Source organism: Streptomyces griseoloalbus (assembly GCA_014650015.1).
GTDB classification, from domain to species: domain Bacteria; phylum Actinomycetota; class Actinomycetes; order Streptomycetales; family Streptomycetaceae; genus Streptomyces; species Streptomyces griseoloalbus.
Window position 1 is genome coordinate 101,962 of sequence record BMUD01000019.1, and the last position, 20,383, is coordinate 122,344.

The following is a 20,383-nucleotide window of genomic DNA, read 5'->3' on the forward strand; positions in this document are numbered from 1 at the left end:
GCCCCATCCCCGAAATGGGTGATTAATGGGATGTCGCTCAATAGTGACGGAGTTCCGGCCCGCCGGGCGTGAACAGTGAGTCCACATGGACGACCTGCACGAGCTCCACCACCTCCTCGGTCCCCGCGGCATGGACCACCGGATCGTCTCGGCCCTCAGAGCGTGCGGCGGCGACCCGCGCGTGGCCGGTGCCGCGCGCGCCCTGTCCCGGGCGGGGGAGCACGGGGCGCTCTGGCTGGCGGCAGGACTCACCGGGGCCGTCGCGGACCGCCCGCGGCGGGGCGCCTGGCTGCGCGGCACCGCGCTGACCGCGGGCGCCCACGTCGTCAGCACGGTCGTGAAACGGGTGGTGCGCCGTCCGCGCCCCGCCCATGTCGAACCCCTGGTCGGCACGGTCGGCCGGCACTCCTTCCCCAGCTCGCACGCCACGTCCGCGGCGGCCGCCGCCGTCGCCTTCGGCGCGCTGGGGTCCCGCGCGGTGCCGCCGCTCGCCGTCGCCATGTGCCTGTCCCGCCTGGTGGCCGGCGTCCACTACCCCTCGGACGTGGCGGCCGGTGCCGCCCTGGGCGCGCTGACGGCCCGGCTCGGCGCCCGCTGGATGACGGGAGGCCCCGCGTGACCGACACAGCCCTCCGGCGAGGCCGCGTCCGAAGGCGGCGGGCGGCACCCCCCTCCCGGCGCGGCGGCCTCCTCGGGGGCCTGCTGCGCACCGCGCGGCCCAAGCAGTGGGTCAAGAACGTCCTGGTCATCGCCGCCCCGGCAGCCGCCGGCGAACTGTTCTCCGCCCACGCCCTGACCCGACTCGCGCTGGTCTTCGTCCTGTTCACCGCCTGCGCCGCCGCCGTCTACCTGGTCAACGACGCGCGCGACGCCGAGGCCGACCGCGCCCACCCCGTCAAGTGCCGCCGCCCGGTCGCCGCCGGCCAGGTCCCCGTACCGGTCGCCTACGCCGCCGGAATCACCCTCGGCGTCCTCGCGCCCGTCGTCGCGGCCCGGCTGTGCCCACCGGAGGTCGCCGCGCTGCTGACCGCGTACCTCGGGATGCAAGTGGCGTACTGCGTCAGCCTCAAGCACGTCCTCGTCGTCGACCTCGTGGTCGTCACCACGGGCTTCGTGATGCGGGCGGTGACCGGCGGGCTGGCCCTCGGCATTCCGCTGTCGCGCTGGTTCCTGATCACCACCGGGTTCGGCGCGCTGTTCATGGTCGCGGCCAAGCGCTACTCCGAGGCGGTGCAGATGGCCGGAGAACAGGGCGCCACGCGCGCGTTGCTCACCGAGTACAGCACCGGCTACCTGCGCTTCGTCTGGCAGCTCGCGGCCGGCGTCGCCGTCCTCGGCTACTGCCTGTGGGCCCTGGAGGAGGGCGGTGTCCCGCACACCAGCGTGCTGCCCTGGCGTCAGCTGTCCGTGGTCGCCTTCGTCCTCGCCGTCCTGCGCTACGCCGTCTTCGCCGACCGCGGGACCGCCGGCGAACCGGAGGACGTGGTGCTGGGCGACCGCGCGCTCGCCGTCATCGGCCTGGTGTGGGCGGCGATGTACGCCCTGGCCGTGGCGGACTGGTGAGTCCCCGCACCGACCAGTGGGCCCGCCGCCGGCGCGAACTCCTCGGCTTCGCCACCGCCGGTCTGCTCGCCTACGCCGTCGACCTCGCCCTCTTCATGTACCTGCGCGGCCCCGCCGGACTCGGCCCGCTCACCGCCAAGGCGCTCGCCTTCCTCGCCGGCTGCACGGTGGCCTACGTGGGCAACGCGCACGGCACCTACCGCGACACGCGCGTGCGCGGCCCGCGCCCCTACGCCGTCTTCTTCGCGGTGAACCTCGCCGGCGCGGCCGTACAACTGCTGTGCCTGGCCGTCAGCCACTACGGGCTCGGCCTCACCTCGCAGCGCGCGGACACCGTCTCCGGCGCGGTGGTCGGCATGGCGCTGGCCACGGGAGTCCGTTTCTGGGGCACCAGGACATTGGTCTTCCGTAACGGGGGCAGAGTCGGACCATGGACTGGCTGAAAAAACTCCCGGTCGTCGGGCCGTGGATGGCGCGGCTGATGCGCACGCACGCGTGGCGGTCGTACGAGCGCCTGGACCGCGTGCACTGGACGCGGCTGGCCGCCGCGATGACGTTCACCAGTTTCGTCGCCCTGTTCCCGCTGCTCACCGTGGCCGCCGCGATCGGCGCCGCCACACTCGGCCAGGAACAGCAGGACACCCTCCAGGACAAGATCGCCGACCAGGTCCCGGGGATCTCCGAACAGCTGGACATCGAGAGCCTGGTGCGGAACGCCGGCACCGTGGGCCTCATCGCCGGTGCCGTCCTGCTGTTCACCGGCATCAGCTGGGCCGGTTCGATGCGCGAGTGCCTCCGCGCGGTGTGGGAGCTGCCCGACGAGGAGGAGAACCCCCTCCTGCGCAAGGGCAAGGACGCGGGCATCCTCGTCGGGCTGGGCGGCGCGGTCCTGATCACCCTGGTCGCCTCCACCGTCGCCTCCGCGATGGTGGGGCGGATCAGCGACGCCATCGGACTGGAGAAGGGCGGCTGGGGCGGGGCGGTCCTGCACATCGCGGCGTTCGCCGTCGCCGTGGGCGCCGACTTCCTGCTCCTGCTGTACGTCCTGACCCTGCTGCCCGGCGTCGAACCCGCCCGGCACCGCCTGATGGTCGCCGCGCTCACCGGCGCGGTCGGCTTCGAACTGCTGAAGCTGCTGCTCAGCGGCTATATGCAGGGTGTGGCCGCGAAGAGCATGTACGGCGCCTTCGGCGTCCCCGTGGCCCTGCTGCTGTGGATCAACTTCACCATGAAACTGGTTCTGTTCTGCGCCGCCTGGACGGCGACGCAGAGCAAGCGGGACGAGGTGCCCGAGCTCACGGACGCGAGCGACGGCGCACCAGGTCGGGCAGCGGCCAGCGGCGGTTGACCAGGAACGCGCCGCCCGCCAGCAGCACCAGCACCCCGCCGGTGATGCCCAGCGCGACCCCCATGCCGTCCGTGCCGCCGCTCGCCGCGGCACTCGCCACCGCCTTCGACCCGCCCCCGGCGGCGCCGGTCCCGGCACCCCCGGCCTCGCCGGGAGCCTCACCGGGAGAGGCGGACGGCCCCGGCCGGGCACCGGCCTGCGCGGCGCTCTTCGGCGGCACCAGTTCACCCACCGGCTCGACCTTGCCGGCCGCCTCGAAGCCCCAGTCGAAGAGCCGCGCGGTCTCCTTGTAGACCTCGTTGCTCTCGTCCTTCTCCGGGTTCATCACGGTGACCAGCAGCACCTTGCCGTCCCGCTCGGCGACACCGGTGAAGGTGGCGCCCGCGTTGGTGGTGTTGCCGTTCTTCACACCCGCGATGCCCTGGTAGACGGGCACGTCGACGTCGCCGGCCAGCAGCCGGTTGGTGTTCCGGATCTCGAAGGACCCGCGGACCTTCTTGCCCTTCTTGTTCTTCTTCGTCTCGCCCGGGAACTTCGCGGTGACCGTCGAGGAGTACTCCCGGAAGTCCTTCTTCTGCAGCCCGGACCGGGCGATCAGCGTGAGGTCGTACGCGGAGGACACCTGTTCCTCGGCGTCGTAGCCGTCGGGGCTGACCACGTACGTGTCGAGGGCCTGGAGCTCCTCGGCGTGCTCGTTCATCTCCGCCACGGTGTTCTTGACGCCACCGTTCATCGCCGACAGCACATGCACGGCGTCGTTGCCGGATTGAAGGAAGACACCCAGCCACAGGTCGTGGACGGTGTAGGTCTCGTCCTCCTTGATGCCGACCATGCTGGAACCGGACCCGATGCCCGCCAGGTCGGACGGTTCGACCTTGTGCTCCGTCGTCCCGGGCCACTTCGGCAGCAGCGTGTCGGCGAACAGCATCTTCAGCGTGCTCGCCGGGGCCAGCCGCCAGTGCGCGTTGTGTGCGGCGAGCACCTCGCCGGACTCCGCGTCGGCGACGATCCAGGACCGGGCCGACACGTCCTTCGGCAGGACCGGCACCCCGCTCGCGAGATTGACCTGGGTGCCCGGCTGCCCGAGCCGGGCGCCGCCCACCGACGACATCTTCGCCGGGGGAGTCGCCGACGGACTCGTCGACGGCTTGGGAGCCGCGAGGGCGACGGGCGCGGTCAGCGCGGTGGACAGCAGGACGGCGGAAGCGATCAGCAGGGATCGCCGGACGGTGTTCTCGGGTGCGGGCACGGTCGGAAACGTACATGCCAAACCTGGCGACGTCCCACCCCGGTCCCCACCCCGGGCAGGGAACCGGACATCGGCCGGTGATACTGGACGTATGACGCTCAGCCGCCCCATCTCCTGGTTCCTGCTCGCCTTCGGGGTCTGGAGCTGGGTCATCTGGATCACTTTCGTCAAGAACCTGGTCAAGGACAGCAGCGGACTCGCGTTCGAGGACGGGCACCCGACGGCGTACTTCTTCGTTCATCTGACGCTCGCCGTCGTCTCCTTCGTACTGGGGACGGTCATCGGGGGCATCGGGTTGCGCGGACTGCGCGCACTGAGCCGGACGTCACGCACGTCCTGACGGGATACAGGGGAACTCCGCACCGTGGCCATCGTTTTCGTACTCATCGCACTACTGGTCGTGGCCGTCCTGGTGACGGGCAACTGGTATGTGTGGCGGCGTCTGTTCCGGGACACCACACAGGGCCCGGGCGCGGTGCGCCGCGCCGGCGCGGTGGTGATCGCCGGGGGCTGGGCGCTGACCGTCGGCGCACTCGTCGCCGAGCGCGGTGGGGCACCCTTCTGGCTCCAGCAGGTCCTGGCCTGGCCCGGTTTCCTGTGGCTGGCCCTGTGCCTGTATCTGCTGCTGGCCGTGCTCGCGGGTGAACTGGTGCGCCCGGTGCTGCGCCGGGTCCTCGAACGGCGGGCGCGGACGGCGCAGGCGGTGACCGTGCCGGCGAAGCCGGAGCCGATACCGGCCGGACGGAGCGCCGGCTCCGTCCCGGCCGCCACGCCGGGCGCCGGGACGTCCGGGCACGCCCCCGGGCCCGCGGACGACAGCACCCACGACGGCGGTGCCTCCGGCGCCGGCGAAGCACCCTCCGCGCCGCACACGCCCTCCGGCGCCCACGAAGCCCCCACTCCTCCCTCCGGCCCCTCGCGCCGTCTGTTCGTCTCCCGTGTCGTCGGCGGGGCCGCCGCGGCGGCGGCCGTGGGGACCGTCGGCTACGGGACGTACGGCGTGCTGCGCGGACCGCGGGTGAAGCGGGTCACCGTGCCGCTCGCCAAGCTCCCCCGCGCGGCGCACGGTTTCCGCATCGCGGTGGTCAGCGACATCCACCTGGGTCCGGTCCTCGGCCGCGGCTTCGCGCAGAAGGTCGTCGACACGATCAACGCGACCCAGCCCGACCTGATCGCGGTCGTCGGCGACCTGGTGGACGGCAGCGTCAAGGACCTCGGCCCGGCCGCCGCCCCCCTGGCCCAGCTGACGGCCCGTCACGGCTCCTTCTTCGTCACCGGCAACCACGAGTACTTCTCCGGCGCCGAACAGTGGGTCGAGGAGGTGCGCCGGCTCGGCCTGCGCCCCCTGGAGAACGCCCGCACGGAGCTCCCGCACTTCGACCTGGCGGGAGTCAACGACGTGTCCGGCGAGGACGAGGGTCAGGGACCCGACTACACGAAGGCGCTCGGCGACCGTGACCGGGCGCGCGCGTGCGTGCTCCTCGCCCACCAGCCGGTGCAGATCCACGACGCCGTCGATCACGGTGTGGACCTCCAGCTCTCCGGGCACACCCATGGCGGGCAGCTCTGGCCCGCCAACCTGATCGCCGGCGCGGCCAATCCGACGCTGGCGGGGCTGGAGCGCTATGGCGACACCCAGCTCTACGTCAGCCGGGGTGCCGGGGCGTGGGGGCCGCCGACCAGGGTGGGCGCGCCGTCGGACATCACGGTGATCGAGCTGGCGTCCCGGCAGGCTTGACGGCTGCGGGTCGGCGTCGGTGCGGGCCGGGGGTGGGACGCGCAGCCCGGCGTGCGCGGGGTGCCGCCGCGCCCGCCCTCCCCCCTCTCGGCTTCGCCCGAGTGGGGGACTCCTCGCCCCAGCGGCACGACTGCGTCGCCGCCGGGGCGCCGGCCGCTCAGCAGCCGAACAGCAGCAGGGCGGCCGTCATCACCGCGACCGGCTCGGTGGTCTGAAACCCGGCCCCGGTGCGGACGGTCGACGAGCAGTGCGTCGGCGTGGTCTCCGAGACGGACCGGCGGCCCTCTCGTGGCGCCACGGTGCTGGACGCCGGGGGCCGTACGGTCGGCACGCAGGGCCTGCTGGAGGCGGTCGGGGCGAGGGGTCCCGCCTGCGGGTCACGGGGCCGTGCGGTCGTCCCGCCGGGGGGTCGGCTCCCCTGACGGAGGTGTGCGCGGCGAAGAAGGATCCGGAAGCATCTTCGTCATCCCGGGCAGGAACTCCGTGAACAGTTCGTGCACCTCGCGCACCAGGGGCCGCAGGACCCGGAATCGGGCCAGGGAGACCCCCCGCGCGGTGAGCCGGGCACCCCGCTCGGCGAGCCGGTAGCTGCGCTCGCGGCCCTCGGTGCGGTCGAAGATCCAGTACAGGCACAGCCCCATCTGCGACAGCCACATCAACTCGGGCAGGACGTCGCGCAGTTCCTCCGGCACCTTGGTCCTCGCGCCGGCCAGCACCGCCCGGTGCACGCTGATCGCCTCCACCCGCGCGTGCTCCGACTCGGGCGAGAAAGGGCTGAGCGGGCTGTCCGGATCGGCGGCGTTCTTGAAGAACTGCACCGCGAACTCGTGGTACGGGGTGGCGATGTCCAGCCACGCCTTCAGCACACCCGCGAGCCGGGCCTCCAGGTCGGTCTCCCGGTCCAGAACCTCCCGGACCGCCACCTGGTGCTCGGCGGCGATCCGGTCGTAGAAGCCCTGGATCAGGTGCTCCTTGCCCGCGAAGTAGTAGTACGCGTTGCCGACGGAGACACCGGCCTCCTTGGCGATGGCCCGCATGGTCGTCCTGTCGTACCCGCGCTCCTGGAACAGCCGCATCGCCGTCTGAAGGATCAGGGCGCGGGTCTGCTCGGACTTGCTGGGTGCGGCGCCGTCATCGGGGCCGTCGTTCTTCGCGGGCACGGGAAGAGAGCCTAACGCCAGGGACGGGTGCCCTACGGAGCGGTGCAGGAGCCTGCGGCGCCGCCCCCTGCGACGCCACCGCGGTCAGCCCTGATCGGGGTTCTTCTTCGCCCGACCCGCCTGGAGGATCTCGGTCACGTCGAGGGTGACCTTGGCACCGATGGAGTCGGGGAGGGTGACCAGCTGGCCGGGGGAGTGGAAGCGGTGGGTGGCGTACTCGGACTCGACCGGGTCGGTCAGGACGTGGAGGCGCTGGTGCTTGCGGTCGACGATGACGTAGACGGGGACCTTCGCCTCGGCGTAGGCAGCTACCTTCGTCTTCAGGTCGGTCTTCCAGTTGCTGGACGTCACTTCGAGAACCAGACGGAAGCAGAGCGGCTCATAGCTGTTGTTCTCGACGTATCTGTCGCGGTAGTCCGCGTCCACCACAGCCAGGTCGGGGATGGCGTAGTCCTCGGCGCTCGCCGGCAGCCACAGTCCCACTCCCTGTAGTACTCGTGTCTCCGAGCCGTGCAGCCCTGCCGTCAGGAAGGGAACGCTCAGACTGGTGAGGGCGTCGGCGTGCGGGCCGTCCGGTGGCGGGGTCACGAGGAGCTGGCCTCCGATGATCTCGACGCGGTAGCCCGGATTGCGGTCCATGAGACGGTTCGCCTCCGCGATCAGCGGACGCTCCTCGTGGGGCCGCTCGACGGATGCTGCGGACATCGCGTGCCTCCTAGGGGCTGGTGTCGAGACCATCATCGTAGGGCGGACGGGGCCCGTACGTCCGTCTCGGCCGCGTTCACCCCAAGGTGTGGCATATGCCAGAGGGCCCCGTCTCCAGCGGAAACGGGGCCCTCGGACAGGTGCGAAGACGACCTCAGAAGCGGCGCGTGATCAGCGCCCGCTTCACCTCCGCGATCGCCTTGGTGACCTCGATGCCGCGCGGGCAGGCGTCCGTGCAGTTGAAGGTCGTGCGGCAGCGCCACACGCCGTCCTTGTCGTTCAGGATCTCCAGGCGCTGCTCGCCGGCCTCGTCACGCGAGTCGAAGATGAAGCGGTGCGCGTTGACGATGGCGGCCGGGCCGAAGTACTGCCCGTCGTTCCAGAACACCGGGCACGACGTGGTGCAGGCGGCGCACAGGATGCACTTGGTCGTGTCGTCGAAGCGCTCGCGGTCCTCGGCGCTCTGGAGGCGCTCACGCGTCGGCTCGTTGGTGTCCTTCGTGATCAGGAAGGGCATCACGTCCCGGTACGCCTGGAAGAACGGCTCCATGTCCACGACCAGGTCCTTCAGGACCGTCAGGCCCTTGATGGCCTCGACCGTGATCGGCTTCTCGGGGTTGATGTCCTTGATCAGCGTCTTGCAGGCCAGGCGGTTCTTGCCGTTGATCCGCATGGCGTCGGAGCCGCAGATGCCGTGGGCGCAGGAACGGCGGAACGTCAGCGTGCCGTCCAGATCCCACTTGATCTTGTGCAGCGCGTCGAGGACACGCTCCTTCGGGTCGATCTCCAGCTGGAAGTCTTCCCAGGTCGCCTCGGCCGAGATCTCCGGGTTGAACCGGCGGATCCGCATCGTGACGGTGATGTAGGGGGAGTCGGCGAAACCGGGCTCGGGGGAACCGGCCGCGTCCGCCTTGTCCAGAACAGGGGTAGCCATCAGTACTTACGCTCCATCGGCTGGTAGCGGGTCTGGACGACCGGCTTGTAGTCCAGACGGACGGTCTCGGAGCCGTCGGCGCCGACCTCGCGGTACGCCATCGTGTGGCGCATGAAGTTGACGTCGTCGCGGTTCGGGTAGTCCTCGCGGTAGTGACCGCCGCGGGACTCCTTGCGGGCCAGCGCGGAGACGGCCATGACCTCGGCCAGGTCGAGCAGGTTGCCCAGCTCGATGGCCTCGAGGAGGTCGGTGTTGAACCGCTTGCCCTTGTCCTGGATGGCGACGTTCCGGTAGCGCTCGCGCAGCTCGGCGATCTTCTCGACCGCCGTCTTGATCGTCTGCTCGGTGCGGAACACCATGACGTTGGCGTCCATGGTCTCCTGCAGCTCACGGCGGATGGTGGCCACCCGCTCGGTGCCGGTGGAGGACCGCAGCCGCTCGATCTGCTCGACGACCAGGGACTCCGGGTTCTCCGGCAGCTCGACGAAGTCGGCCTTCTGGGAGTACTCCGCCGCCGCGATACCGGCCCGCTTGCCGAACACGTTGATGTCCAGCAGCGAGTTGGTGCCCAGGCGGTTGGCGCCGTGCACGGAGACGCAGGCGACCTCGCCGGCCGCGTACAGGCCCGGGACGACGGTGGTGTTGTCCGCCAGGACCTCACCCTCGACGTTGGTCGGGATGCCGCCCATGGCGTAGTGCGCGGTCGGCTGGATCGGGATCGGGTCCGTGTACGGCTCGATGCCGAGGTAGGTGCGCGCGAACTCCGTGATGTCCGGGAGCTTGGCGTCCAGCTGCTCCGGCGGGAGGTGCGTGAGGTCCAGGTAGACGTGGTCGCCCTCGGGACCGCAGCCGCGGCCCTCGCGGATCTCCGTGTAGATGGAGCGCGAGACGACGTCACGCGAGGCGAGGTCCTTCATGACCGGCGCGTACTTCTCCATGAAGCGCTCGCCGTCCTTGTTGCGCAGGATGCCGCCCTCACCGCGGGCACCCTCGGTGAGCAGGATGCCCATGCGCCAGATGCCGGTCGGGTGGAACTGGAAGAACTCCATGTCCTCCAGCGGCAGCCCGCGCCGGTACACGGCCGCCTGGCCGTCACCGGTCAGCGTGTGCGCGTTGGACGTCACCTTGAAGAACTTGCCGGTGCCGCCGGACGCGTAGATCACGGCCTTGGCCTGGAAGACGTGGATCTCGCCGGTGGCCAGCTCGTACGCCACCACACCGGCCGACTTCTTGACGCCGTCGACCTCGGTGATCAGCTGGTCCAGGACGTAGAACTCGTTGAAGAACTCCACGCCCTCCTTGACGCAGTTCTGGTACAGCGTCTGGAGGATCATGTGGCCGGTGCGGTCGGCCGCGTAGCAGGACCGGCGGACCGGGGCCTCGCCGTGGTTGCGGCTGTGACCGCCGAAGCGGCGCTGGTCGATGGTGCCGTTCGGGGTCCGGTTGAACGGCAGGCCCATCTTCTCCAGGTCGAGGACCGAGTCGATGGCCTCCTTCGCCAGGATCTCGGCGGCGTCCTGGTCGACCAGGTAGTCACCGCCCTTGACCGTGTCGAAGGTGTGCCACTCCCAGTTGTCCTCCTCCACGTTGGCCAGCGCGGCGGCCATGCCGCCCTGCGCGGCGCCCGTGTGGGAGCGGGTGGGGTAGAGCTTGGTCAGGACGGCGGTGCGGCTGCGCTTCGTCGACTCGATGGCCGCGCGCATGCCCGCGCCGCCGGCGCCGACGATGACGGTGTCGTACTTGTGGATCTTCATGATTCTCGCAGCCCCGTGCCTAGCGGATGTTCGGGTCGAAGGTGAAGATCACCAGCGTGCCCAGCAGGATGGTGAACACCGTGGCGGTGTAGAGCAGGCCCTTGAGCCACAGCCGGGTGTTCGGCCGCTCCGCGTAGTCGTTGATGACCGTGCGCAGGCCGTTGGCGCCGTGCAGCATCGCCAGCCACAGCATCAGCAGGTCCCAGACCTGCCAGAACGGCGAGGCCCAGCGGCCCGCCACGAAGGCGAAGCCGATCTTGGAGACGCCGCCGTCGAGGACGAGCTGGATCAGCAGGTGGCCGATGACCAGGACGACCAGGACGACACCGGACAGGCGCATGAACAGCCAGGCGGCCAGCTCGAAGTTGCCCCGGGTGCTCTTCGGGGTCTTCTTGGTGCGCTTGCGCGGGGGCTCGATGACCGGCGCCGGGTTGTCGACGGAGTAGAGCGAGTCGCCCTCGACGGGGCCGATGCCCGAGGCGGGGGTTTCAGTCGTGGACATTGGCGTCAGCTCCCGAACAGTTCACGAGCGGCGTGGCCGAGAACGGGGTAGATCGCCCCGATCATCAGCACGACCCACAGGGCGACGACGGTCCAGAGCATCTGCTTCTGGTACCGGGCGCCCTTGACCCAGAAGTCGACGGCGATGACGCGCAGGCCGTTGAGCGCGTGGAAGAGGATGGCGGCGACGAGGCCGTACTCCAGCAGCGCGACGATCGGCGTCTTGTACGTGGCCACGACGGTGTCGTAGGCCTCGGGGGACACGCGCACGAGGGCGGTGTCCAGCACGTGAACGAACAGGAAGAAGAAGATGAGGACGCCGGTGACTCGGTGAGCCACCCAGGACCACATTCCTTCCCGGCCGCGGTACAGCGTTCCAGCCGGCACGGAAGTTTCCTCCGGAAGCGGGGTTCGGGGCCGCGCCGGCTTTCCTTGTCGGTCGGGCCCGGCCGGGTACGGTCCACCGGCCCCCAGCATCGTAGCGATGCGTCGGCGCCGCGCTCATCGGGGGTCGTTGATGTGATCGAACTGGCACGCTTACGGGCTAGAGCGGCGGCACCCGCGGTGGTGTGTCCCGCTACGTTCCGGGTGCGGCGCCGTCGTGGCTCGTCGCGCGGCTCCCCGCGCCCCTGAGCATGTGCGTCAGCCGTTCCCTGGCCAAACGGCGCAGTTCCTCGGCCGCCACCACGCGCTCCTCGTCCGGATCGTTCGCCAATCGTGACCGGATGTCCTCGAGGATGCGGTCCAGGGTCTCCTCGGGGGGCACGCCGTCGAGGCAGATGACGAAGGCGTGGCCGAACTTGGTCTCGTAGGCCGCGTGAGCCGCGTTCAGGGCCGTGTGGGCGGCGGAGTAGGTGCCCTCGGGGAGGGCGGGCAGGGCCTCCGCGGCCAGGGCCTCGGCGAGTTCCTCGGGGGACAGGTCGTACGCCGCCTCGTCCGAGGCGGCCAGCAGGGACGCCAGATCGGGATAGGGGCGGTGGCCGGCCATGCGCAGGGCCCAGCGCAGGCTGTGCAGGCAGGCCAGAAGGGCGCGCTCGGCGTCCTGCGCGGGAGCGGTGTTGAACCGCTCCAGCGGGGACGGGGTGCCGGGCACGCCGCGGGTCTGCCCGGGTATGGCGACTCGGCCGGGGAGGTCTGGTAGACGGTGCGCAGGCAGCGTGTGTCCTCGTGGGCGTCGCGTGTGTGTCGGTGGAAGATGCTGTGAGAGTTCTGACGTCACGTTATCGAGTAAGTCCGAGACGTGTCCGATCGGTACCCAGAATTCACCCGAACGGCAGAGTTTGAGAGCGGTTCGACGACGCCCCTCACTCGAATGGGTCGTACGTTGGCGGAGTGAGTCAGCACAGGCAGCACAGGCAGCACAGGCGGCGCGCGGCGCCGCGGACGGTGAGGCAGCGGCGGGTGTTGATCGTGTCCGTCGCCGCGGGAGCGCTGGTGGCCGCGTCCGGCGTGAGCCTCGGACTCTGGGCGGCCTCGGACGGCGACGACGCCTTCGCGGGGTCGACGGCGGCGTCCGCCGCGGAACGCCCCGCCGGTACGGCCCCGGGCGAGGGGCCGAGTCCGAGCCCCACCCGCTCCTACCCCCTGTCGCAGGCACCGCGCACCATTCCCGCCGTCCGCGAGCACACGGCCGGGCGCGGCCCGGGGTGGCGCCCCGAACGGGCGCACCGGGTGGTCGTGGACGATCCGGCGCTGGCCGACGAGGGACGCCTGATCGCCGGCGAGCTGAAGCTCACCTACGCGGGGGAGAAGGACGACCGGCGTGACGGGGACCTGCGGCTGGAGCTGAACCGCGACGCGGGCGCGAACCCCGAGTCGTACACGATGACCGTGCGGGGCGGGACGGTGACGGTCGGCGCTCCCGGCGAGGCGGGCGTGTTCTACGGCACCCGCACGCTCAAGCAGGAGATACGCGGTGCCGGAGCCGCCCCCGAGGGCGTGGTGCGCGACGAGCCGGCCAAGCAGCGGCGCGGGCTGATGCTGGACATGGCGCGCAAGCCCTACACCGCCGACTGGATCGAGGACCGGATCCGCGAGCTCGGGGATCTGAAGTTCAACGAGATCGGCCTGCACTTCTCCGACGACCAGGGCTTCCGCATCGAGTCGGAGTCGCACCCGGAGATCGTGTCGGAGGACCACCTGACCAAGGCGCAGGTGAAGAAGATCGTCGACCTGGCGGCGAGCCGGCACATCACCGTCGTCCCCGAGATCGACTCGCCCGGACACCTCGGCGCGGTCATCGCCGCCCACCCGGACCTGCAGCTGCGCAACGCGGGCGGCGGCGCGGTGCGCGGCGCGATCGACATCTCCCAGGCCGAGTCCGCCGAGATCGTCGACGACCTGCTGAACGAGTACGCCGGACTCTTCCCCGGCGGGCAGTGGCACCTCGGCGGCGACGAGTACCAGGCGCTGGTGGTGTCCGACCCCGAGGCGTCGTTCCCCGGCCTGGCCGCCGCCGCGCGGGAGAAGTACGGCTCCGGCGCGACCGTCGAGGACCTGACCACGGGCTGGCTCAACGACCGGGCCGCCACCGTCCGCGCCCACGACCGCACGCCCCGCGCCTGGAACGACGGCTTTTTCCGGGGCGGATCGGTGCGGGCCGGCAAGGACATCCAGGTCGCGTACTGGACCGGCAAGGAGATCGGCGCCCGGCAGCCCGCGGAGTACCTGAGCGAGGGCCGCGAGGTCATCAACTACAACGACGAGTTCCTCTACTACGTGCTGGGGGAGCCCCTGACCTTCGTCTATCCGACGGGCGAGCGGATCTACGAGCAGTGGACGCCGCTGGTGCTGCGTGGCACCACCGCCGTCCCGGACCGCTACGACGACCAGATCCTCGGCGGGTCCTTCGCCGTCTGGGGCGACCTCCCCCGCGCCCAGACCCAGGACCAGGTCGCGGCCGGGATCCGGATGCCGCTGCGGGCGACCGTCCAGAAGCTGTGGGACCCGGGCCAACCCGAACTGTCCTGGACCGAGTTCCGGGCCCTGGCGGAGAAACTGGGCTGACCGGCGTCGCGCTCCCCGTACCGGACGGATGTGCCGCATACGCCTGCGAACCCCCGTGCGACTGTGGTGGTCTTTTCGGTGAGCCGAACCGATGCACCGGGGGGACACCAGCACATGGGCTACTGGGGGTATTTCGTCGTGGGCCGTGGGGACCGGCCGCTCGCCGAGCTGGACGCGCTGGCCGGTGCCGCCGGGGGCATGACCCTGCGCACCTCGGCGCCGGACGGATGGCAGGTCTGGGAGTACCCGGGCGGCGGGGGCGACATCGGGAACATGAACGACCTGGCCCGGGAGACCGGCGCGCCCGCGCTGTTCGGATACGTCATGGACAGCGACTGCGTGGTGGTGGAGGCGGCGTCACCGCGGAGCGGGGCGTGGACGACCTGTCTGGCGCGGGCCGCGATGGCCGGGTACCTCGACGGGCAGGAGGAGGGACTCACCGTCGAGGACTACTTCCTGGAACCCGCCGACGCCGCCGAACGTGCCGTCTTCTGGGCCGAGGAGGCCGGGCACACGGTGTCCGCCGAGGACCTGCTGGACGTGTTGACCGCCGACCCCGACCCGCTGGCCGAAAACCTCCTCTTCCGCCTCCTCGACCGGCTCGGTGTGGTGCCCGAGTGACACTCCCGGGCCGTCGCACGCAGTAAGGGGAGGTGCGGGCTCCGTAGGGGTTGAGGGCCGTGAAGGGCTTCATCGGGGGCCTGCGACGACCCGCAGAGGGAGGCGTGGATGAGCCTGGTGGAACTGATCGCACAGGCCGACGAGCGCGGGCTTGCCGTGAGCGGGTTGGCTTGTTTGGATCGGTGCGTGCCGTTGCTCGGCGGTGACGACGAGGTGCTGCGGCCACTGTGGGCCGGCCTCGCGGAGGACGCCGCCGCCGCTGACTGGGCGCAGCGACTGGAGCGGACGCGCGGCGAGCTCGACGCGGCGGCCGGCGCCGAGGACGAGGCCGTGGCGCTCGCGCACCGGATGCTGGCCGCAGCCCCCGCTCGGCGGTCCGCCGCCGGTCTGCGGGAGTGGGCCGACGCCTGCTCCCTCGCCGCGCTGCGGATCCACCGGCTGCTGGACGGCACCGCTGCCGCCGCCGACGACGACGGGACGGACCTGGACGACGCCCGCCGTGGGGGCCGTACGGAGGGCGTCTCGCCGCTGCTCGCCGCCGAACTGCGTCGCCAGATCACGGTCCTGGAACTGCTGTCCGCCCACGGCCCGGCGGGCCTGCGCGGAGCGCTGGAGGTGTCGACGGAAGGGCGGCGGGTGCTCCGTGCCGCCGTGTCCCGCCGTAGCCGCAGGGGCGGCTGACGCCCGCCAACTCCCCTTACGGGCAGGACTTGTGACGGTCCTGCGGTGGTCCTGCACCGGTTGCGGACGTCCCCCCGGATCCCGGGTGACGAAACGCTTCACCGGAGCGCTCTTCAGAGTGTGACGACCGTGACGACTGTGACGACACAGCAGGAGACCAGGCCCTCGGCCGCGGCGAAGCCGGTCCGCTGGGCGGCGGATGCGGTGGCGGCGATGCGCGAGGGGGCACGGCTGCGCCTCGACTACTCGGCGCGCAGTCTGTGGAGCATCGACCGGATGATCGAGGACATACGCCAGGAAGCGGCCCCCTACGAAGCCGTGGAGCTGGTGCTGCGCGGATTCGGTTCCTACGCCGGTGAGGTGATCGCCCGTCAGACCGGCGGCGAATGGTGGTCCTCCGGCGGCGACCACTGGATACGCACCCCCGACGGCCGCCTCTGGGACCCCATCGACGAGGCGCGGCGCTGCTACACGGGCGACGGGTCCCTGCGGCTGCTGTGCCGGGACGCGTCGGACGGTGCGTCCCGGACCTGACGGTGGCGCCGTCGTGACAGCGCTGCCGCCCGCCGCGTGACAGGAGGCGGCCGGTGGTGCGGCGTGACGGCCTTCACGGACGTACGCCGAGAGGCCGTACGCGGGAGTCGCCGTGAGGGGCGGTCGGGGGCGGCCCCCGCCCCGCTCTCCCGTGTGCCCCACGAGGCCAGTGAGGTGCTGTGACATTTTCGTGGCGCCGGACGCTGATGACCGTGGGGGTGTGGGCGCTTTCGTGCTCACACAAGCGAGAGCCATGCGCTACGCGCTCGGTACGGACGAGGACAGTTCTTGGGCCACGGAGGGGAATCCCGCCGCGCACAGGCGTACGACGGGGAACTGGGTGCGGCCGTCGCGCTGGCCCAGAGTGGGGACGAGGCCGCCTTCGCCGTGGCCTACCGGCTCGTGCAGCCCGGACTGCTCGCCTATGTGCGCGGGCTGGTCGGGGACGACGCCGAGGACGTGATGTCGGACGCCTGGCTGGAGATCGCCCGTGACCTGGGCAGGTTCAAGGGCGACGGAGCCGGGTTCCGGGGGTGGACGGCGACCATAGCCCGGCACCGGGCGCTGGACCATCTGCGCCGGCAGCGGGTACGGCCCCGGCCGTCGATGCTGGAACAGGACGTACTGGACCTGCCCGGGCCGCAGAACACCTACGACCAGGCCATGGAGGCCATATCCACCGAGTACGCCCTGGAACTGGTCGGCGGGCTCCCGCGCGACCAGGCCGAGGCCGTGCTGCTGCGCGTGGTCGTCGGTCTCGACGGCCCCGCCGCCGCCCGCGTCCTCGGCAAGCGGCCGGGCGCGGTACGGACGGCCGCGTACCGGGGTCTGAAGCGCCTGGCCAAACAGCTCGGCGCCGAGAGTGTGACGGATGAGGCGTCGCAGACGCTGGGTGAGTCGAAATGAACGTAGGCCGGGACGGGGTACCCGGCGGGCCGCGCGGCGACGTCCGTAGCGGGCCGGCCGGACCCGGCGGCCCACGGCGGCCGCTTGGGGCCGGTGGCTGAACGGGCCGGACATGCGGAACGTATCCGAGCGTATCCGTCGGTCCGGGCGGTACCACCCCCACGGAGGGACCACGGGCACGGCGGGCCGGGTGGGCCGCGTGTGTCGATGGATCGATCAGGATCGAGCAGGGACGGGAACGGACATGGGTGAACGGCAGAGCGACGGCGGGCCGGCCGGCCGTCGGCGTGTGCACCCTGAGGGCACGCCGCCCTTGCAGGGCGGCCCTGGTCCCGTTCTCGGCGGGCACCGCGTCGTCACCGCCGCCGATCTGGAGAAGCTGCTCGCCGCCGCGCTGATCCGCGACGGCGTGGACGCCGGTGCGGAGCAGCGGGCCGTCGCCGCCTTCCTGGCCGCCCGGGAGACGGGCGCGCTGCGGGCACGCACCCGGCGCCGGGACGACTGGCGGGCCCGTCGGCGGCGGCTCGGCAGCCACTCGCTGAGAGCCACGCTCTCCATGGTGTTCGCCGGCCTCACCCTGAGCGGGGTCGCCGTCGCCGGTATAGGAGTGGCGGGCTCGTCCTCGGACGGCCCGGCGGACGAGGGCAGGCCCACCGGAGTCCCGTCCCGCACCACCGCTCCCTCCCTGACGGAACCCGCCGGCCCGGGCTCCGGCTCCGGTCGGCCGGACCGCCCCGGCACCGCCGGGGACACCGAGGCCCACTGCCGTGCCTACGAGAAGGCGGAGGGGCGCGGTCGGGCGCTGGAGGCCACGGCCTGGAAGCGGCTCACTGAAGCGGCGGGCGGCGCGGCGGACGTCGACGCCTACTGCGCCGAGCAACTGCGACGAGCCTCGGCGGAGGCTCGGCCCGAGGACACCCGGGCGCCCGGGGCGGGGAACAACGGTGCGTCCGGCCGGGCCGGAAACGGCTCCTCGGGCAACGCGAGCGACAACGCCTCCGGGAACGCCTCCGAGAACGCCTCCGGCAACGCGAGCGACAACGCCTCCGGGAACGCGAGCGACAACGCCTCCGGGAACGCCTCCGAGAACGCCTCCGGCAACGCGAGCGACAACGCCTCCGGGAACGCGAGCGACAACGCCTCGGGCAACGCCGGCAACGGCTCGGACAACGCTGCCCGCGGCGCGGACAACGGCTCGGACAGCTCGGACAGCGCGGACAGTGGTGCCGGCGACGGCGAGGGCGGCGCCACGGCCGACCCCGAGGGGAAGTCCGTCGAACCGGGCGCCAGGAACCCGTAACGTGCCTCTGCGGTCACCGTGACATGCGGATACGTGTGATACCGGTGATCAAGGATGGTCGGGAATCCCGCGTTCGTGGGCGCGCCCGCGGCGCTGCCGCCGCGGCGACGGCCGGAGCCGCCACCCCCCACAGGAGAGGCCCCGGCCGTCGCGCGGCACGGACCGCGCGGCGGCCCGTACTTCCTACAGCGCCCTGCGTGCGTTTTCTGTCACACCATCCTGTGTCACGGGTCAGTTGCATCTTGGACGGACATGGACGGGGAGTGGTTTCAGGTCGTAACGTGCCTTTCGCGCCAGGTCGCCGGGGACAAAAAACCACAAGTCACCAGCGGCCTAGAGACCGCAACCACCAATTGAGCAACCACGACGGCGAGCAACCCGGTCCGCGAGAGCGGCGCCGGCTGAGGCGCAGAAGGGCGCGCGCGGTGCTGGGGGACGACGCGGAGCTGACCGCTGCGGTGCGTGCGGCACAGGACGGGGACGAGACCGCGTTCCGGACTGTGTACCGCGCCGTGCACCCGCGGCTGCTGGGATATGTGAGGACACTGGTCGGCGAGCCCGACGCCGAGGACGTGACGTCCGAGGCCTGGCTGCAGATCGCCCGTGACCTGGAGCGGTTCACCGGCGACGCGGACCGCTTCCGCGGCTGGGCCGCCCGCATCGCCCGCAACCGTGCGCTGGACCACGTCCGCATGCGCGGGCGCCGCCCCGCGATCGGCGGCGACGAGACCGAGCTCACCGGCCGGGCCGCCGAGTCCGACACGGCCGGCGAGGCCATCGAGGCGCTGGCCACCGACAGGGCGTTCTCCCTCATAGCCCGGCTGCCGCAGGACCAGGCGGAGGCCGTCGTCCTGCGCGTGGTGGTGGGCCTCGACGCGAAGACGGCCGCCGAGACGCTGGGCAAGCGTCCGGGCGCCGTGCGGACGGCCGCGCACCGGGGTCTGAAGCGGCTGGCCGAGTTGCTCGGTGACGATCCGGAAGCCCACGCGGAATCCGCCGGTGTGCTCGACGCGCTTCCGCCCCAGAGAGAACCACGCCGTCGTACGGTGACGTCCGCGAGTGTGACGCAGATGCGAGCGCGGACGCAGAAGGACATGTGATGGCCGACGAGCAGTACAGGTGGCTGGACCGCGAAACAGCGGAGCGTTTGCTGAGCGGAGAGCCCCCCGAAGCTGCCGATCCCGTCGACCGTGACCAGGCCGAACGGCTTGCCGGAACACTGCGCGCGCTCTCCGCCCCACCCCCTGGGACCGGCGAGGAACTCCCCGGGGAGGCGGCCGCGCTGGCCGCCTTCCGCAAGCTGCGTGAAGAGCGGGAAGGACGCACCGCGTTCGCCGCGGGAGACGGCCACCGCGCCGGAACGCAGCCCTCCGACCTCGGCCCGATCCGTATCGGCACCCCGCGCGGTGATCGTTCCGGAACCGCGGCCGGGCCCCGCAGGGCGGGCCTCCTGCGCCTCGGACTGGCCGCCGCGCTGGTCGCCGGCCTGGTCGGCGGCGCCGCGGTCCTGGCCGGAACCGGGGTCCTGCCGACGCCGTCCGACGGCTCCCCGTCCGGCCCGGCCGCCTCCGCCACCGGTACGCATGCCGAACGTCCGCTGCCGTCGCCCGGGGAGGTCACCACGGGCGCGGCCACACCCGGGGGCCGGCACCCGGACGGTGCCGGCGGTACGGCGCGGGACGGGGCGGGCGCCCTGGGCGAGGGTGCCGACGGGGCGAGTCCGCCGGGGAAGCCCGGATCGGAGCCGGGGGACACCGGGGCCGGTTCCGGACACGGCGGGAAGCAGATCGTCGCGGCCTGCCGCGCGTGGCGCGACGGCGAAGCACTGAACGGCGAACGCAAGCGCCTGGTCGAGGAGGCGGCGGGCGGCCCCTCCCGCGTCGGCGCCTACTGCGCCGGCGTGCTGTCCACGGACGGCGCGGACGGCGCGGCCGACACCGGTTCCACGGTCGGGGGGAGCGCCGACGAGGAAGCCGCCCCGGGCAGCGGCCAGAGCAACGGCCAGGGTCAGACCAACGGGAACGGCAACGGGAACGGCAACGGCCAGGGCAACGGGAACGGCCAGGGCAACGGGAACGGCGGCAACAACAAAGGCGCCAGCCAGAACCAGGGCAACCAGGGGAACCAAGGCAACCAGGGCAACCAGGGGAACCAGAAGAACCAAGGGAACCAGGGCAACCAGAAGAACCAAGGGAACCAGTGAAACCATCCCTGACCAGCGGTTTTGTTGACCGCTGAAATTTCTTCGCCGACGGGTGTGACACTTTCGGCCCTCGTGGCGCAGTAATGAGTGAGCCGACTGGTCATCGGCCGTCGCACGGAGCCGGGGTTCCCCCCGTACCCGCGGCTCGTGCACATCGGCGCGGGCGGGACACGTTCCCCC

Annotated in this window: 23 protein-coding genes; 14 read left to right on the forward strand and 9 right to left on the reverse strand. The window is 71.7% G+C overall.

Annotation, left to right across the window (positions count from 1 at the left end):
* The first annotated feature begins 85 nt into the window (after positions 1-85).
* From IE178_RS26090 to IE178_RS26105, 4 genes are read left to right on the forward strand one after another with little or no spacing between them, the layout of a single operon-like run.
* On the forward strand, positions 86-619 hold the full coding sequence (locus tag IE178_RS26090) for a phosphatase PAP2 family protein (RefSeq protein ID WP_193513995.1): 534 nt from the start codon (positions 86-88) through the stop codon (positions 617-619).
* Entirely contained in the window at positions 616-1,563 is a 948-nt protein-coding gene (locus tag IE178_RS26095) for a decaprenyl-phosphate phosphoribosyltransferase (protein ID WP_193513996.1), read from the forward strand. The genes IE178_RS26090 and IE178_RS26095 overlap by 4 nt, the downstream gene beginning before the upstream one ends.
* On the forward strand, positions 1,560-2,006 hold the full coding sequence (locus IE178_RS26100; protein WP_229875478.1) for a GtrA family protein: 447 nt from the start codon (positions 1,560-1,562) through the stop codon (positions 2,004-2,006). Before IE178_RS26095 ends, IE178_RS26100 begins: the two co-directional genes overlap by 4 nt.
* Positions 1,994-2,911 (forward strand): YihY/virulence factor BrkB family protein, encoded by a 918-nt coding sequence (locus tag IE178_RS26105; protein WP_184761114.1) that lies wholly within the window; start codon positions 1,994-1,996, stop codon positions 2,909-2,911. Before IE178_RS26100 ends, IE178_RS26105 begins: the two co-directional genes overlap by 13 nt.
* On the opposite strand, the gene IE178_RS26110 is transcribed toward IE178_RS26105, so the two are convergent.
* Complete coding sequence (locus tag IE178_RS26110) at positions 2,859-4,160, reverse strand: D-alanyl-D-alanine carboxypeptidase family protein (protein WP_318280253.1); 1,302 nt, start codon at positions 4,158-4,160, stop codon at positions 2,859-2,861. The genes IE178_RS26105 and IE178_RS26110 overlap by 53 nt on opposite strands.
* Before the next feature lie 91 nt (positions 4,161-4,251).
* Between IE178_RS26110 and IE178_RS26115 the strand changes: the two genes are divergently transcribed.
* Together IE178_RS26115 and IE178_RS26120 are read left to right on the forward strand one after the other, a co-directional pair.
* Positions 4,252-4,500, forward strand: coding sequence for an SCO4848 family membrane protein (locus tag IE178_RS26115; RefSeq protein ID WP_184761116.1), 249 nt, complete (start codon positions 4,252-4,254; stop codon positions 4,498-4,500).
* Positions 4,501-4,524: 24 nt separating this feature from the next.
* Positions 4,525-5,898, forward strand: a complete 1,374-nt coding sequence (locus IE178_RS26120) for a metallophosphoesterase (protein WP_193513998.1) — start codon at positions 4,525-4,527, stop codon at positions 5,896-5,898.
* 157 nt (positions 5,899-6,055) lie between these two features.
* On the opposite strand, the gene IE178_RS26125 is transcribed toward IE178_RS26120, so the two are convergent.
* The 8 genes from IE178_RS26125 to IE178_RS26160 all read right to left on the reverse strand — a co-directional run bounded on the left by IE178_RS26125 (position 6,056) and on the right by IE178_RS26160 (position 12,066).
* Positions 6,056-6,229 (reverse strand): hypothetical protein, encoded by a 174-nt coding sequence (locus tag IE178_RS26125; protein ID WP_193513999.1) that lies wholly within the window; start codon positions 6,227-6,229, stop codon positions 6,056-6,058.
* A gap of 46 nt (positions 6,230-6,275) precedes the next feature.
* Complete coding sequence (locus IE178_RS26130; RefSeq protein ID WP_193514000.1) at positions 6,276-7,058, reverse strand: TetR/AcrR family transcriptional regulator; 783 nt, start codon at positions 7,056-7,058, stop codon at positions 6,276-6,278.
* Positions 7,059-7,142: 84 nt separating this feature from the next.
* Positions 7,143-7,763, reverse strand: coding sequence for a Uma2 family endonuclease (locus IE178_RS26135; RefSeq protein ID WP_184761119.1), 621 nt, complete (start codon positions 7,761-7,763; stop codon positions 7,143-7,145).
* A gap of 154 nt (positions 7,764-7,917) precedes the next feature.
* Positions 7,918-8,697: a succinate dehydrogenase iron-sulfur subunit gene (locus IE178_RS26140; protein ID WP_145867618.1), complete on the reverse strand. Its 780-nt coding sequence runs from the start codon at positions 8,695-8,697 to the stop codon at positions 7,918-7,920.
* On the reverse strand, positions 8,697-10,451 hold the full coding sequence (gene sdhA, locus IE178_RS26145) for a succinate dehydrogenase flavoprotein subunit (protein ID WP_193514001.1): 1,755 nt from the start codon (positions 10,449-10,451) through the stop codon (positions 8,697-8,699). The genes IE178_RS26140 and sdhA overlap by 1 nt, the downstream gene beginning before the upstream one ends.
* 19 nt (positions 10,452-10,470) lie before the next feature.
* The gene (locus tag IE178_RS26150; RefSeq protein WP_193514002.1) at positions 10,471-10,953 is read right to left on the reverse strand and encodes a succinate dehydrogenase hydrophobic membrane anchor subunit; all 483 of its coding nucleotides are present in this window, start codon (positions 10,951-10,953) and stop codon (positions 10,471-10,473) included.
* A gap of 5 nt (positions 10,954-10,958) precedes the next feature.
* Positions 10,959-11,339 (reverse strand): succinate dehydrogenase, cytochrome b556 subunit, encoded by a 381-nt coding sequence (sdhC, locus tag IE178_RS26155; RefSeq protein WP_079163643.1) that lies wholly within the window; start codon positions 11,337-11,339, stop codon positions 10,959-10,961.
* 190 nt (positions 11,340-11,529) lie between these two features.
* A complete protein-coding gene (locus tag IE178_RS26160) occupies positions 11,530-12,066 on the reverse strand; it encodes a 2-oxo-4-hydroxy-4-carboxy-5-ureidoimidazoline decarboxylase (protein WP_318280256.1) in 537 nt (178 codons plus the stop codon).
* A 290-nt stretch (positions 12,067-12,356) separates the two neighbouring features.
* Here IE178_RS26160 and IE178_RS26165 point away from each other — a divergent pair, with 290 nt between their 5' ends.
* The 8 genes from IE178_RS26165 (at position 12,357) to IE178_RS26200 (ending at position 20,203) form a co-directional block, all read left to right on the forward strand.
* The gene (locus IE178_RS26165) at positions 12,357-13,958 is read left to right on the forward strand and encodes a beta-N-acetylhexosaminidase (RefSeq protein WP_193514025.1); all 1,602 of its coding nucleotides are present in this window, start codon (positions 12,357-12,359) and stop codon (positions 13,956-13,958) included.
* 114 nt (positions 13,959-14,072) lie between these two features.
* Complete coding sequence (locus tag IE178_RS26170; RefSeq protein ID WP_184761317.1) at positions 14,073-14,579, forward strand: hypothetical protein; 507 nt, start codon at positions 14,073-14,075, stop codon at positions 14,577-14,579.
* 108 nt (positions 14,580-14,687) lie between these two features.
* Complete coding sequence (locus IE178_RS26175; RefSeq protein WP_193514004.1) at positions 14,688-15,260, forward strand: hypothetical protein; 573 nt, start codon at positions 14,688-14,690, stop codon at positions 15,258-15,260.
* Between the two features lie 138 nt (positions 15,261-15,398).
* Entirely contained in the window at positions 15,399-15,794 is a 396-nt protein-coding gene (locus IE178_RS26180) for a hypothetical protein (protein ID WP_193514005.1), read from the forward strand.
* A gap of 288 nt (positions 15,795-16,082) precedes the next feature.
* Positions 16,083-16,700 carry an RNA polymerase sigma factor gene (locus IE178_RS26185; protein WP_193514006.1) on the forward strand — a complete coding sequence of 206 codons (618 nt, stop codon included), beginning with the start codon at positions 16,083-16,085 and terminating at the stop codon, positions 16,698-16,700.
* 244 nt (positions 16,701-16,944) lie between these two features.
* Positions 16,945-18,000, forward strand: coding sequence for a hypothetical protein (locus IE178_RS26190; RefSeq protein ID WP_193514007.1), 1,056 nt, complete (start codon positions 16,945-16,947; stop codon positions 17,998-18,000).
* A 425-nt stretch (positions 18,001-18,425) separates the two neighbouring features.
* On the forward strand, positions 18,426-19,100 hold the full coding sequence (locus IE178_RS26195; protein ID WP_193514008.1) for an RNA polymerase sigma factor: 675 nt from the start codon (positions 18,426-18,428) through the stop codon (positions 19,098-19,100).
* Positions 19,100-20,203 carry a hypothetical protein gene (locus IE178_RS26200; RefSeq protein ID WP_193514009.1) on the forward strand — a complete coding sequence of 368 codons (1,104 nt, stop codon included), beginning with the start codon at positions 19,100-19,102 and terminating at the stop codon, positions 20,201-20,203. Before IE178_RS26195 ends, IE178_RS26200 begins: the two co-directional genes overlap by 1 nt.
* The last annotated feature ends 180 nt before the right edge of the window (positions 20,204-20,383 follow it).

Coding starts and splice junctions, on each gene's coding strand:
- IE178_RS26200 (WP_193514009.1), top strand. CDS start 19,100: ATGGCCGACGAGCAGTACAGGTGGCTGGACCGCGAAACAGCGGAGCGT.
- IE178_RS26105 (WP_184761114.1), top strand. CDS start 1,994: ATGGACTGGCTGAAAAAACTCCCGGTCGTCGGGCCGTGGATGGCGCGG.
- IE178_RS26135 (WP_184761119.1), bottom strand. CDS start 7,763: ATGTCCGCAGCATCCGTCGAGCGGCCCCACGAGGAGCGTCCGCTGATC.
- IE178_RS26175 (WP_193514004.1), top strand. CDS start 14,688: ATGAGCCTGGTGGAACTGATCGCACAGGCCGACGAGCGCGGGCTTGCC.
- IE178_RS26170 (WP_184761317.1), top strand. CDS start 14,073: ATGGGCTACTGGGGGTATTTCGTCGTGGGCCGTGGGGACCGGCCGCTC.
- sdhA (WP_193514001.1), bottom strand. CDS start 10,451: ATGAAGATCCACAAGTACGACACCGTCATCGTCGGCGCCGGCGGCGCG.
- IE178_RS26115 (WP_184761116.1), top strand. CDS start 4,252: ATGACGCTCAGCCGCCCCATCTCCTGGTTCCTGCTCGCCTTCGGGGTC.
- IE178_RS26090 (WP_193513995.1), top strand. CDS start 86: ATGGACGACCTGCACGAGCTCCACCACCTCCTCGGTCCCCGCGGCATG.
- IE178_RS26190 (WP_193514007.1), top strand. CDS start 16,945: ATGGGTGAACGGCAGAGCGACGGCGGGCCGGCCGGCCGTCGGCGTGTG.
- IE178_RS26150 (WP_193514002.1), bottom strand. CDS start 10,953: ATGTCCACGACTGAAACCCCCGCCTCGGGCATCGGCCCCGTCGAGGGC.
- IE178_RS26140 (WP_145867618.1), bottom strand. CDS start 8,697: ATGGCTACCCCTGTTCTGGACAAGGCGGACGCGGCCGGTTCCCCCGAG.